The organism is Echinicola shivajiensis (genome assembly GCF_018642165.1).
In the GTDB taxonomy this organism is placed as follows: Bacteria; Bacteroidota; Bacteroidia; order Cytophagales; family Cyclobacteriaceae; genus Echinicola; species Echinicola shivajiensis.
This window is the reverse complement of the sequence record NZ_JAHHZM010000009.1, coordinates 1-12,632: the sequence shown is the minus strand read 5'-3', so window position 1 is coordinate 12,632 and position 12,632 is coordinate 1. Positions and strand designations below refer to the sequence as shown.

Sequence of the window (12,632 nt, the reverse complement as noted above, 5' to 3'; positions counted from 1 at the left end):
TGGGTCTGGAATTGGGCTGGATATTGGTCTTCACCATGTTGGGGCTTCTAAGTTGACCTTGGACTTGGGGTATACTACCTATATGCTTTCTAGCAATAAGCCAGATAATTTCCGGATTCATCCTATTATTGATATCCTTAGTATTGGACTGCTCAGGCCCCATGACAGGATAAGAAGCTACCGGGTATCCCTTGGGAAAATCATTAGCTTCAATAATGCGAAAACTATTCGGGCAAATTTATCAGCTGGCCTAAGCTATAATGATCATCGAACAGTTACCAATTGGTCTGCGGTGCCCTTGGGTGAGGGGACAAATGGAGCCAATTATTTATATGAGAACGTGGATGAGTCAAGCATTGGCTTGGTATTGCTTCCAAAGGTGGAATTTGCTTTTTCAAAATATGTCGGAGCAAGCGTGGCTGTCAACAGTATGCTATCATCAAAAAAATCTACTTTGGGACTATCTGTAGGCTTAATGATTGGTTTGGTTCGATAAAAAATTGTAGTTTGATTTTTTTCAATGAATGTGGATAAGCATATAGCTGTGCTTATTAAATAGATGCCATTGCCCAAATAAGTAAGAATTAAGTATATTCAGTTTGAAATTTTTATTAAATCCCTCTAATGTTCTTTATGATGAAAGACAGTAATATTTTAGACCTGCCGAAAATTTATCCACAAATTGAAGCTAAGTGTGCGGAAATTGGTTTTTCCATGCCTTCTGATAAATTTATTGGCACTTTACTGAAGACCCTTATTTCCTCTAAACCCTGTGGTAAATTTTTAGAGCTGGGTACCGGGATAGGTCTTTCTCTCGCCTGGATGGTGGATGGTTTGGATGAAGATTCCAGTCTTATTACTGTGGATAATGATTTTTCCCTAAGTGAAATTGCACAGGGCTATTTTGGAAAGGACAAACGTGTGGATATTATTTGTGCTGATGGATCCAAGTGGATCCGAGAATACGAGGGTAAACATTTTGATTTGATTTTTGCAGATGCTTGGCCGGGCAAGTACAATGTGTTGGAGGAAACGCTGTCTTTACTAAAGAAAGGAGGTTTCTATGTCATTGATGATATGAATTCGCAGCCCAATTGGCCTGAAGGTCACCAAGATAATGTGGATAAGTTGGTAGCCTATTTGGAGCAGAGAAAGGATCTTTCCATTTGCAAAATGAATTGGTCTACTGGGGTCATTATAGCAACCAAAAAGTAAAATAAAAGGGGCAATTTAAAATTGCCCCTTTATATCTATACTGCTTTTTCCATAAAAGAATGGATTTAAAGAACTTATTCTTTATTCGCGGGAATTTCACTATTCACACCTTCCTTTACCCCTCCGACTTCCAGGACTTCGTATACCACAAATCTACTTGCTCCTCTCCAAGGAAGTTTGCCCAAGTATTCCTTATAGCGTAATTCCACAAATTTCCCGCTGGCTCTTTCCAACTTTTCTGAGACATCAGTGCCTTGTCCGCTAAATCTGAACTCATTACTTTGAAGTGCACCTGCTGTAGGGCTTTGGAAACCCTCCTGCACTAAACGGCCTTCCCAAGTCTTGAATACAAAGCCTTTTTTCTCGTAATAATTAAGGGTACCGCCTTTTACGCCTTCAGCAAAGACAAAGAAATACCTCCAATAAATGGTTCCTGTAATGATCAGTAAAAGTGAAAAAATAGCAATTTTGACGTATTTGTTCATAGTAAAAGACTTTTTGGGCCATAAAATATTAGCTTATAATTTCTCACTAATCAATGAATAAAACAATAATTATTTTGACTGATTTTTATAGACATAGCACTTAAGATAGGCAAAAGGGTGATGAAAAAGGAAGCAAAGGCTTAACAATAATTTCCAAGGGATTTAGCCATCTTTAAATAAATTTTTTACCAATTATCCCTTCATATTAAGGAACAATTGATTTGGAAGGCCATTTCAATGAAAAATTATTAATTTGTTGTTCTTTAACATTATCAACCTATTCAATAACCTCAAAAAAGTATGAAAAACAGAAGAGAATTTCTTGTGAAATCAGCTTTAGGCGTAGCTGGTTTGGTTACGGCACCTAGCTGGTTGCAAGGCGCGCCTTCCATCATCAAGAGCTATAATAAACCTAACTCCTTGATAAATGGCGTACAGATTGGTTGTATAACTTACTCTTTTCGGTCCATGCCAGATCAAAGTGCAGAAGCTACCTTGAAATATGTTACCGATTCAGGTATCAGTGCTATTGAATTGATGGGAGATCCAGCAGAGAGTTTTGCCGGTAAGCCCCAGTTGGATTTGGATAGAAGAAGGATGTATCAATTGGGAGGAAAAAAGCGAAATGGTGAAGAACTTAGCGCATCAGAAAAGGCTGAACTGGAAGAGCTGCTTGCTGAAAGTGATGCTTATAGTAAAGAGGTAGCTGATTGGAGGGCCAATGTAGACATGAAAAAATTTGAAGATCTACGTAAGATGTATAAGGCTGCTGGAGTGAGCATATATGCCTTTAAGCCCAATTCATTTGGTAAAAATAATACAGATTCAGATATCGCTTACGGGATGAAAGCCGCAAAAGCCTTGGGAGCAAGTCATGTGACCTTGGAACATCCATCTGATGATGCGCATACCATGCGATTAGGGAAATTGGGAGAAAAGTATAAGATGACTGTGGGCTATCACGGTCATACTCAGGAAACTTTTGATTTCTGGGATACTGCAATTGCACAAAGCCCAAGAAATGGCTTGAATCTAGATGCCGGCCATTATATTGCTGCAGGAAATACCGACTTACTTCCACTGATTGAGAAGCATCATAAACGCATCATGAGTATGCATACCAAAGACAGGCGTACAAAGGAAAATGGACAAGATAACTTGGTTTGGGGCGAAGGAGATACACCAATTCCGGAATTGCTTAATACGATGAAGGAAAACAAATATAGATTCCCAGCGACCATAGAATTGGAATATAAGATTCCTGAAGGATCTGATGCGGTGAAGGAGGTTCAGCGGTGCTTGGAGTTTTGTGAGAAGGCACTTTCTTAATCAAAGGAATTTAAAATTAAATTAAATCCCAGCCTTTCCGGTTGGGATTTTTTTATTTCTCGCAAATCCCGCTAAGAATCCACAGAGTTCGCTAAGGCAGGTTTTTAGTGAGCCATAAAAAAGACTTAGTGTTCTTTTTTGCCCATTGCGTGGGACTATTTCTCACAAAGTCTGCTAAGGATCCTCAGAGCTCGCCAGGTTGTTTTTCAGTGAGATATAATCAAAGTCTTAGCGTTCTTCGCGTCATCTTTGCTGTTCTTTGCGCGAAGCTAGCTATTGCAAGATCGCTAAGAAATAAATAGACTTTAGGGGATAAATAGATAGAAATCATTGACTTACTTTCATCTACTTTTCGTGAAGCAATTTATGCTATTCAAGAATTTGTTATATTTTAATTGATTAAGTTTTTAATAGGGAATTCAAAGTACTTTTTAGTTATGGATGAGAATGAAATATCTTATAAAATTATTGGTTGTGCTATAGCCTTTCACAAAGCTTTAGGTCCAGGTTTATTAGAATCGGCTTATGAAAATGCCTTAATGTATGATTTGGAAGAAATTGGATTAAATGTAAAGAATCAGGTTGCAATGCCACTAATCTACAAGGAAGTAAAGCACAATGTTGGGTATCGATTAGATTTGGTGGTGGAGGATAAAGTAATAATAGAGATAAAATCTGTTGAAAACCTTGCCCCTGTTCACTTTTATCAGACACTTACATATTTGAAATTGTCCAACAAAAAATTAGCTCTCCTGATCAACTTTAATACGAAAATTTTAAAAGAAGGAATTCATCGTTTAGTTAATGATCTTTGATCGTGTGGTTTTTTTCACTGAGTTCGTCAAAGTTGGATTTTAGTAAGCCATAATAAAAATTCTTAGCGCTCTTTGCGTCACCTTTGTGCCCTTTGTGTGAGACCAGTTCTCGCAAAGTTCACTAAGAAGTCGCAGAGCTCACAAAGACTGGTTGCTTCGTGGGAAATAATAAAGAACCTTAGCGTTCTTCGCGCCACCTTTGCCGCCCTTTGCGTGGAACTGGTTCTCGCAAAGTTCGCTAAGAAGTCGCAGAGCTCGCAAAGACTGGTTGCTTTGAGGGAAATAATAAAGAATCTTAGCGCTCTTTGTGCCACCTTTGCCGCCCTTTGCGTGAGACCAGTTCTCGCAAAGCTCATTAAGAAGTCGCAGAGTTCACTTGATCATTCTTTTTACTTCTTGATGCCTGAAACACTGCATCAAATGGTCATTTACTAATCCGGTAGCTTGCATGTGGGCATAGATGGTGGTACTGCCCAGAAATTTGAAGCCCTTTGCTTTCAAATCTTTTGATAGTTTATCAGATTCAGCTGTAGTGGCTTTGGCATCACCAGTGCTTTTTAGCAGGCCATCTATAGGTCTGCCATCCACAAAATCCCAAATATAATTGGTAAAACTGCCTACTTTGGCCTGAATTTCCATGAATTGGCGGGCATTGTTAATGGCCGCTTCAATTTTCATTTTATTCCTGATGATACCTTTGTCCTGAAGAAGTTCTTGCACCATACTTTCTGGAAAATCTGCTACCTTTTTGTAGTCGAAATCGGCAAAAGCTTTTCGATATCCATCCCTGCGTTTTAAAATAGTGGCCCAGCTCAAGCCAGCTTGGGCACTTTCAAGCACCAAAAATTCGAAGTGAACCTTGTCACTACATACTGGAACTCCCCATTCTTCATCATGATATTTGATATAATCTTCAAAGCCTAAGCACCATGGGCAACGGGTTTTTTCGGTTTGGTTGATTTGGTATTGTGACATAGGGATTCCGCTTACTTTGATTAATTACTTATTATCATTTTAAAAATACAGAAAGATCAAGTCTATTGGTCTAGAATAAATGGTAAATTTCTAAAAAATGTCCTGTTTTAGATAAAAAATAAGCCCCAGCTTAAATGCTGAGGCTTAAATCTGTCAACAATCATTCCGTCGTTAAACCAAAATATAGGAATGATGGTAGCACACTATGTTTTCTAAATTGATAAAGAATCTTGAAAGCAGGTAGGACCCAGGGAACCCTACCTGCTTAGAGTATAAACTGTATGAAATGTTATTATTCATTTTCATGACTATGCTCGTCCATTCTACGGTATAAATGACTGTATATACTGGCGACGGGCTCGAAGAACTGTTGATAAAGTTCATCCTTTTTCTTTTTGCCTAGTCCATCTTCCAGATTTTTCCAAACACCGTTGATTTGATCTAAACTGGCAAAATCACCAAAGGCTTGAGTCACGAAAAAATGTGGATAACCTTCTGCACCACCTTGGTAGCGATACCAATAGCCTCTTTTATTGCCTTCAACTTCAGCAATTTGGTTTGATATTGTGTTGATGTTTTCTAGGAAATGGGCATATCCAGAAGGTTTTACCTTAAAGAATGTTACCCAAATAACTGAAATATCATCTGTCGAAATCTCTTTGCTCACATCAGGCATAAACTTCGTTATATGAGTTCGGGATGTCTTTATATCCGGAGAAACCATCAGTTCAGCCAAATTGAAACATTCTCCAGCTGCTTCATCTTTTACATCAAATGCAGCCCAGTTTGGTTTTACATAGGTAAATACATAATTGTCTCCTTCGCCATTCATGCGATAAAAGACGCTCCATTCAGTTTGCCCTCCATTGGAAAGATAACATTCTTTCCATGCCATTAGGTGATCCTCAAACTTTTTAGCGTGTCCTTCCTTCACATCGAATTCAAGGACGACACGAATAAACTCTATGTTTTCTTGCTGTCTTGCTTGGGTGTGGCTGGATAGCAAGGCTGATAAAAGAAAAATAGTAAGGGCCAATAAATATCTAAAATGCTTCATTTTGGTTTGGGTTTATGACAAAAGATTATTGAAGCTGTGGGCCGTTGGCTAAGTATTTAAAATTAATTGATATGGGTTAGTTGATGTTTGTAAATTTCTCTCAAAAGCTTGTAAAATAGTCCCAAAACTACCATTAATGGCTTTCCATATAGCTACTTGGGCTTATTCCAAAGCTGGCGGTAAAGACCTTAGAAAAATAAGAAAGGCTGCTAAAGCCCGAAGAATAAGCTATTTCACTGATTGTTCCGGCTTTAGATGCTAACAGGTGAGCGCTTTTGGTGATTCGGGCAAGCCTAATAAGATTATTCGGGGTCCTTCCTGTTTGTTCTTTGACTTTTCTGTAAAGATTGGAACGGCTTTGATTCACTAGGGCTGCCAACTCATCTATGCTAAAGTTTTCATCCTCATAGTGTTCCAATATGGCATGGAAGACTTTTTCTATAAAACAGTCTTCCATAGAACTGGGTAATTGTTCTAGATTCTTATTCTTTTTGTGGATTGGGTTTCTTTGAATGGGTAGCGAATCTTCCAAAAAACCTAAATGATGCCAACTGGTAAATAAATGGTTTTCGAGAATCTGTGGACTGATAGGGCCAAAAATATATTCATCTGCTCCGTGGAACAGTGCCCATAATTTTTGACTAAAGTTGGGGACCCCGCCATATGCTACTATTTTGATCTGGTGACGAACATCCATGGATCTGATAGTGCTAAGTATCAGCTTGCTTTTTTCTGGGCTCATATTAAGGTCCAATAAGATGAATTTGGGCCTACTTTGTTTAAAGAGAACAGGGATATTATCGTTGTCTGAAGCAAACCGAGCATAAAAGCCGTTATCAACTAAGTTTATGTATTGCTTTTGGTCAGTTCCTATGACCAAGATTTGTTTTTCTTTAATCCTTAATAATGCCTGGGGCTTGTCACCACTTAAATGGTGCAATCCTGCATAATGAGTTTGACGGGTTTTTCCTAATCCCCAAGCTAGGCTACCCGCTAACAGTAAAATCAAGACTGTTTTACTCCAGGGATTTTTGAAAAAGGGCTGTTTAATTGATAAATCGGGAATTAGCTGATAGGTATCAGTATAGGAATTTAGATAATAAGAAAAATCAAAGCTGGGATAAAAGGCATTGGGTAAGTAGTCAGTACTTTCTGATTCTTGTGATACCAACAAATTGGGGGCATTGCTAAAACTTAATTCTGAATTGGGCTGTTCTTCGCGCGCATAGGTGTTGGTCAGACCCAAGGACAATAAGATAAAGGTCATTAGCAGGTTGGAAATAGATATGCCCTGCAGAAATTTGAGTAAAAATAGACTTTTCAAAATACTTAGTCAGTGTTGATGTCGGTGTACCATAAATATAAGCTTTTATAGTTAAAATATTATATGAAATGCGTTTTAAATATTGTGTATGTTTGTAAAATATATTTATAATGCATTTTTTGATGTTTTAGGGCTTGCTGTTTTTTTGACTGTTTGTGTTGAAATAAAAGATTGATGAGAGAGGGGAACTTGTACTTTCTATTTCCTGAAGTATAGATTTCTCTCCTATATTTGGGCATGAATAAGAATTTTCAAACTGATAACCCTCAGGTTGAGCTTAGGGCTTGTAAGAAAGCAATTGCAAGCTTGGCTCTGGGAAGGTTGGTATTGTTTTTCAGCATAGGCGCGGTCCTGATCATTGGATTGAGTGAAGTCCGCCTTATGCTACTAGCATTTTTCCCCTTGGCTGCACTTTTTATTTATTTGATCAAACTATTTAATGATCAAAAGGACCGTCAAAACTTCTTGAAGGCTGTTTTGAAGATGAGAAGTAATCAATTACTAAGGAAGAAGAGGGAATTGTCATCTTTTGATAAAGGAGAGCAGTTTAGAGATAAGAACCATGCTTTTTGTAATGATCTCGATCTTTTTGGGGAACATTCGCTATTCCAGTTATTAAATCACACAGTGGCCGATGGTGGAAAAACATTGTTGGCAAAATGGTTAAAGGCAGGGGTAGATCCTCAAAAAGCTAAAAAAAGGTTTAGCGCCATTAAGGAGCTAAGTGGCCATCAAAATTTTGTGAGGAACTTTGAAGCCATCGGCAAGGCCTTTGTCAAAGAGGAAAAAAACAAGAAACCATTTTATAAATGGTTGAAAAGCCCAATAACTTGGAAAAGCTTTTATTGGCTCCCTTTAATTACAGGTCCCTTGGTGGGCTTAATGCTATTGTTTGGATGGTTGCTCATGAATTGGTCTCCTGCTTATTTCAGTGCATGGATACTGATTGGCTTGGGATTTTTGGCCATGATCTTCAGGCCCTTAATGGAAGCTTATAAGATTATGCCAGATGAAGGAGATTTGAAAACCTTAAGGGCATGGTCTGGTGAACTGGAGCATTTGGAGTTTAATGATGTCTATCTAAAGCAGCTTCAAGCGCCTGTTCTGGACGAAAAATACCGCGCATCTGAAGCCTTAAAGTCCCTAGAACAACAAAGCTTTGCGGTGCAGAACCGGACCAATTTGGTCTATTTGATCTTTAATTTATTTTTCTGGGCAGATTTCTGGGTACTCTGGAGGTTGGAACGCTGGAAGAAAAAATATGCTGGGCATATGCAGGAATGGGAAGAGGTTTTTGAAGAATGGCAGGTATTGGTTTCTTTGGCTGCATTTACCAATGAGGAGAACATTAGCTGTGAAGTTGAATGGACAGAGAAAATGGAGATAGGAGTTAAATCTTTAGGGCATCCGCTATTGCCACAAGATGTCTGCATCTCAAATGATTTTGAAATGCAGGAGCAACAAAAGACAGTACTCCTGACAGGTTCTAATATGTCTGGAAAGACCACATTTATGAGAACCTTAGGTATCAATATGGTATTGGTCAATCTGGGCTTGAGTCCATTTGCCAGTTATTACTTTTCTGGACCTTTTCAGCTTTTTACAAGTATGAGAAATACAGATAGCTTAGGAGAAAGCGTAAGTTCCTTTTATGCTGAGCTAGCTAGAATTAAGGGCTTATTGGAACAGGCAGAAGAGGGTAAGCCAGTATTTTTCCTTTTGGACGAAATATTAAAAGGTACCAATACCACAGACAGGGTAATGGGAAGCGAGGCTTTGATCAAGCAACTTATGGGCAGTAAGAGTAAGGGGATCATTTCTACTCACGATATAGAATTAAGTAAATTGGAGGAGAGCTATGAGTCTTTGGTCAATTATAGTTTCCAAAGTGATATAAAAGACAATGAAATTTTATTTGATTATAAAATCAAAAAAGGGCCTTGTCCAAGTTTTAATGCCCATAAATTAATGGAATTAATGGGAATCAGATTTGATTAAAAAAGTTGGAAAATGTAATTGTGGCATTAAGATTGGTTGTAATTAGTTATAAATCAATTGTTTCACTAAATACCATAGTTATGAGTTCTCTATTATATTTAATTGCGATCATATTAGTCATTGGTTGGATATTTGGCGCCTTCGTATATAGTGTCGGAGGATTAATACATATATTATTGGTTTTGGCAGTTATTGCTGTCTTATTTAGACTAATTGGAGGTCGAGCGGTCTGATATAAAGGACATAAATGAAAAAAACGCTATTCTTCACTAAGGATAGCGTTTTTTTGTTTTAATTTTGTCCGATCATTGTATAAAACCAAAGAAAAAGTGCAAGATAATTATCAGCAGAAAACACTGGGAATATTAGGTGGAGGTCAATTGGGCCGAATGGTGATTCAATCCGCCATCAACTATAATATAGATATTCATATTTTAGATCCGGATGCCAATGCGCCTTGCAAGGATATTTGTCATGACTTTACGCAGGGAAAGCTGACGGATTATGATACTGTATATCACTTTGGTCAGAAATGTGATATTCTGACCATTGAAATTGAAAATGTGAATACAGATGCTTTAGAGCAATTGGCGAAAGAAGGCAAGAAAGTTTTTCCACAGCCACATATTATCAAGCTTATCCAAGACAAAAGACAGCAGAAGCAGTTTTACAAGGAGAAAGATATTCCAACAGCTGATTTTATCCTGACAGATAATAAGGAGGCTGTTTTGGCAAATGCAGGTTTTCTTCCTGCAGTCAATAAATTGGGCAAGGAAGGATATGATGGTCGTGGTGTGCAAGTGTTGAAGTCTGAAGCTGATTTGGACAAGGCTTTTGAAGCACCTAGCTTAATGGAGAAGTTGGTGGATTTTGAAAAAGAAATCGCAGTGATCGTTTCTAGAAATGAACATGGTGAGTTGGATGCTTTTCCTCCGGTGGAATGTGCTTTCCATCCTACTGCCAACTTGGTAGAGTTTCTTTTTGCTCCGGCGCAGATATCTGAGAAGATTGGCGAGGAAGCTATCAAGGTAGCCAAGGATGTCATCACCAAACTGGATATGATCGGTATTTTGGCCGTGGAGATGTTTGTGACCAAGGATGGGAAAATACTAGTCAATGAAGTGGCTCCTAGACCACATAATTCAGGACACCATACCATAGAAGCCAACTTTACATCTCAGTTTGAGCAGCATTTGCGTTCGGTGATGGGCATGCCCTTGGGCAATTCAGAATTGAGAATGCCTGCTGCCATGGTGAACTTATTGGGAGAGGATGGATTTACAGGTGATGCCCTGGTTGAGGGAATGGACGAAGCCATGAAAGAGAAGGGGGTGTATATTCACTTATATGGTAAGAAAATCACCAAACCTTTCCGAAAAATGGGACATGTGACTATTTTGGAGGAAAATGTAGCGGCTTTGAAGACCAAAGCCTTGAAAGTAAAGGATATCATTAAGATAAAAGCATAAATCATGAGCAAACAGGTAGGAATCATTATGGGAAGCAAATCAGATCTTCCCATTATGTCAGAAGCAGCCAAGGCATTGGAAGAGTTGGGAGTAGGATATGAAATGACCATTGTATCGGCCCACAGGACACCACATAGAATGATCGACTATGCAGAAAGTGCCCGTCAACGAGGAATCAAAGTAATCATTGCCGGTGCGGGTGGAGCAGCCCATTTGCCAGGTATGGTCGCTTCTATGACTTCACTTCCTGTAGTAGGTGTGCCGATCAAGTCTTCTAACAGCATTGATGGCTGGGACAGTATCCTTTCTATTTTGCAGATGCCTGGAGGAATTCCAGTAGCTACTGTAGCCTTGAATGGAGCTAAAAATGCAGGAATTCTTGCAGCCTCAATGGTAGGTGCTTATGACGCCAAGGTAGCAGAAGCTTTAGACAGCTATAAGAAAGAATTAAAAGAAAAGGTAGAAGAAACTGCCCGAGAGGTTGAACTTAAGGGCTGGAAAGACACTTTGGATGACTAAGTGTTAATTTTCTTATGAAAATATAATGGCGTCGGGAAAAAGGAAACATCTTTATTCAGACGTCATTTTTCTTTAGGACTATGATCGATTTCAAGAAGAATATCAAATTTAGAATTGGCTCGGAGGATTGGGAAATGCCTTTAGGAGTTCTTTTACTCCTCATAGGGATAACACTGGTCATGGTAATTGGTGGAGCCTATTTGGGCTTTAAGTTTGGAAAAAATATCAATTAAACAGTTCTTATAAGCGTCTTTCCAAAAAAATATCCTTTACAATGTCAGAAGGAAATGTTTAGATGAAGCTATCCTGAGCGGATTGGAAGGGCATTTTTTTGGCTTAGGTTCGCTCAGACTGACAAATTGAGTATTTTAACTTGTTTAGTGTACTAAAATTGATTGCTTTTATAAAATATTGAAACAATATAAAAAAATTATTTTTACACTATGATGATGAATATGATACACTCAGTTGGAGCTTTGCTGTTTCAGTTCTTTGAGTAATACAGATTTTAGCTCCTCCCCTTTCGGCCCAGGCGCATTGATATGACTTAAATTTCCTTCTTTGTTAAACAAAATATATCTTGGGATTTCCTTAAGTCCTATTTCTTTTAGAAAACTAGACTTATCCAAGTTAACTATTAAGTAATTGTGTTCATATAATTCTAACTCTTCACTGTAAGAAGCACTCTTCCACTTTTCATAATCTTTGTCTATTGATAAGTAGATAAATACAATATTTTTTTCTTCTTTAAAGAAGGAAATAAGTTTTTTTGAATCTGGCATTACATTTCTACATGGTCCGCACCAACTTGCCCAAAAGTCTATAAAAATTATTTTTCCTTTTAGTTGATCTTTGAGAGCATCAAAATATTTTATCTTTCGATCTAAACCAATTAATGATATATCATCTTCTATTTTTTTGAGATTTTCGAAGTTTATAAGATACCTTTCTTCAAGATAATTATTGAACGAGCTGTCTTGATATGTATTCTTAAAATCTAAATAGCGTTTATTTGTACTTTCGAAGCTCTCACCTTGTTTGATCATCTTTTCGAGGCATAAGAACTTAATATATTTAATCAATTGGTCATTTAGGTCAATACTTTCAGGTGAGGCGATTATGTCATAAGCCTTTTTATAATCGAAAAATACTGAACTTCGTGAATTACTTTTTTCTCCTTTAAGAACACCGTTTAATATATAAAACCCAATTATAGTTTCAGCAAAAGGATCATTCAGTAGGTCATTATTCATAAAAATATCACTGGTTGCCAATTCCAGAATGTTCTTATTCTTAGAAACAGAATATAGTTTTATAAGTGGATATAACGGTTTGAATTGTGCCACCCTTTTCGGTCAAACTGTGCCAGGCCTTTCGGTTTAAACCGTGCCATTTCCAGTTGGGATTTCGGTTCGAACTGTGCCACTTTTGAAAGATCAAGTTTAA

14 protein-coding genes are annotated in these 12,632 nt (G+C 37.9%); 9 read left to right on the top strand and 5 right to left on the bottom strand.

From position 1 onward, the window contains the following. Positions 1-64 precede the first annotated feature (64 nt). Both KMW37_RS14890 and KMW37_RS14885 read left to right on the top strand, forming a co-directional pair. Complete coding sequence (locus KMW37_RS14890) at positions 65-496, top strand: hypothetical protein (RefSeq protein WP_215225444.1); 432 nt, start codon at positions 65-67, stop codon at positions 494-496. Between the two features lie 137 nt (positions 497-633). Next, on the top strand, positions 634-1,215 hold the full coding sequence (locus KMW37_RS14885; protein WP_246581512.1) for an O-methyltransferase: 582 nt from the start codon (positions 634-636) through the stop codon (positions 1,213-1,215). A 74-nt stretch (positions 1,216-1,289) separates the two neighbouring features. Here KMW37_RS14885 and KMW37_RS14880 read toward each other — a convergent pair whose 3' ends face one another. Then, entirely contained in the window at positions 1,290-1,700 is a 411-nt protein-coding gene (locus KMW37_RS14880; RefSeq protein WP_215225443.1) for a hypothetical protein, read from the bottom strand. A gap of 300 nt (positions 1,701-2,000) precedes the next feature. On the opposite strand from KMW37_RS14880, the gene KMW37_RS14875 reads away from it, so the two are divergent. Together KMW37_RS14875 and KMW37_RS14870 are read left to right on the top strand one after the other, a co-directional pair. Next, a complete protein-coding gene (locus KMW37_RS14875; protein ID WP_215225442.1) occupies positions 2,001-3,029 on the top strand; it encodes a sugar phosphate isomerase/epimerase family protein in 1,029 nt (342 codons plus the stop codon). A 437-nt stretch (positions 3,030-3,466) separates the two neighbouring features. Then, a complete protein-coding gene (locus KMW37_RS14870; protein WP_215225441.1) occupies positions 3,467-3,844 on the top strand; it encodes a GxxExxY protein in 378 nt (125 codons plus the stop codon). A gap of 372 nt (positions 3,845-4,216) precedes the next feature. On the opposite strand, the gene KMW37_RS14865 is transcribed toward KMW37_RS14870, so the two are convergent. The 3 genes from KMW37_RS14865 to KMW37_RS14855 form a co-directional block, all read right to left on the bottom strand. Next, positions 4,217-4,819: a DNA-3-methyladenine glycosylase I gene (locus KMW37_RS14865; RefSeq protein WP_215225440.1), complete on the bottom strand. Its 603-nt coding sequence runs from the start codon at positions 4,817-4,819 to the stop codon at positions 4,217-4,219. A 292-nt stretch (positions 4,820-5,111) separates the two neighbouring features. Then, positions 5,112-5,876 carry a hypothetical protein gene (locus KMW37_RS14860; protein WP_215225439.1) on the bottom strand — a complete coding sequence of 255 codons (765 nt, stop codon included), beginning with the start codon at positions 5,874-5,876 and terminating at the stop codon, positions 5,112-5,114. A 133-nt stretch (positions 5,877-6,009) separates the two neighbouring features. Beyond that, complete coding sequence (locus KMW37_RS14855) at positions 6,010-7,143, bottom strand: AraC family transcriptional regulator (protein ID WP_215225438.1); 1,134 nt, start codon at positions 7,141-7,143, stop codon at positions 6,010-6,012. Between the two features lie 294 nt (positions 7,144-7,437). On the opposite strand from KMW37_RS14855, the gene KMW37_RS14850 reads away from it, so the two are divergent. The 5 genes from KMW37_RS14850 (at position 7,438) to KMW37_RS14830 (ending at position 11,419) form a co-directional block, all read left to right on the top strand. Next, positions 7,438-9,198 carry a MutS-related protein gene (locus tag KMW37_RS14850; protein WP_215225437.1) on the top strand — a complete coding sequence of 587 codons (1,761 nt, stop codon included), beginning with the start codon at positions 7,438-7,440 and terminating at the stop codon, positions 9,196-9,198. Positions 9,199-9,278: 80 nt separating this feature from the next. Beyond that, positions 9,279-9,431: a lmo0937 family membrane protein gene (locus tag KMW37_RS14845; protein WP_215225436.1), complete on the top strand. Its 153-nt coding sequence runs from the start codon at positions 9,279-9,281 to the stop codon at positions 9,429-9,431. 96 nt (positions 9,432-9,527) lie between these two features. After that, on the top strand, positions 9,528-10,667 hold the full coding sequence (locus KMW37_RS14840; RefSeq protein ID WP_215225435.1) for a 5-(carboxyamino)imidazole ribonucleotide synthase: 1,140 nt from the start codon (positions 9,528-9,530) through the stop codon (positions 10,665-10,667). Positions 10,668-10,670: 3 nt separating this feature from the next. Then, positions 10,671-11,186 (top strand): 5-(carboxyamino)imidazole ribonucleotide mutase, encoded by a 516-nt coding sequence (purE, locus tag KMW37_RS14835; RefSeq protein ID WP_215225434.1) that lies wholly within the window; start codon positions 10,671-10,673, stop codon positions 11,184-11,186. Positions 11,187-11,266: 80 nt separating this feature from the next. Then, the gene (locus KMW37_RS14830; RefSeq protein WP_215225656.1) at positions 11,267-11,419 is read left to right on the top strand and encodes a hypothetical protein; all 153 of its coding nucleotides are present in this window, start codon (positions 11,267-11,269) and stop codon (positions 11,417-11,419) included. A 231-nt stretch (positions 11,420-11,650) separates the two neighbouring features. On the opposite strand, the gene KMW37_RS14825 is transcribed toward KMW37_RS14830, so the two are convergent. Further along, positions 11,651-12,460: a TlpA family protein disulfide reductase gene (locus KMW37_RS14825; RefSeq protein WP_215225433.1), complete on the bottom strand. Its 810-nt coding sequence runs from the start codon at positions 12,458-12,460 to the stop codon at positions 11,651-11,653. Positions 12,461-12,632: the final 172 nt, after the last annotated feature.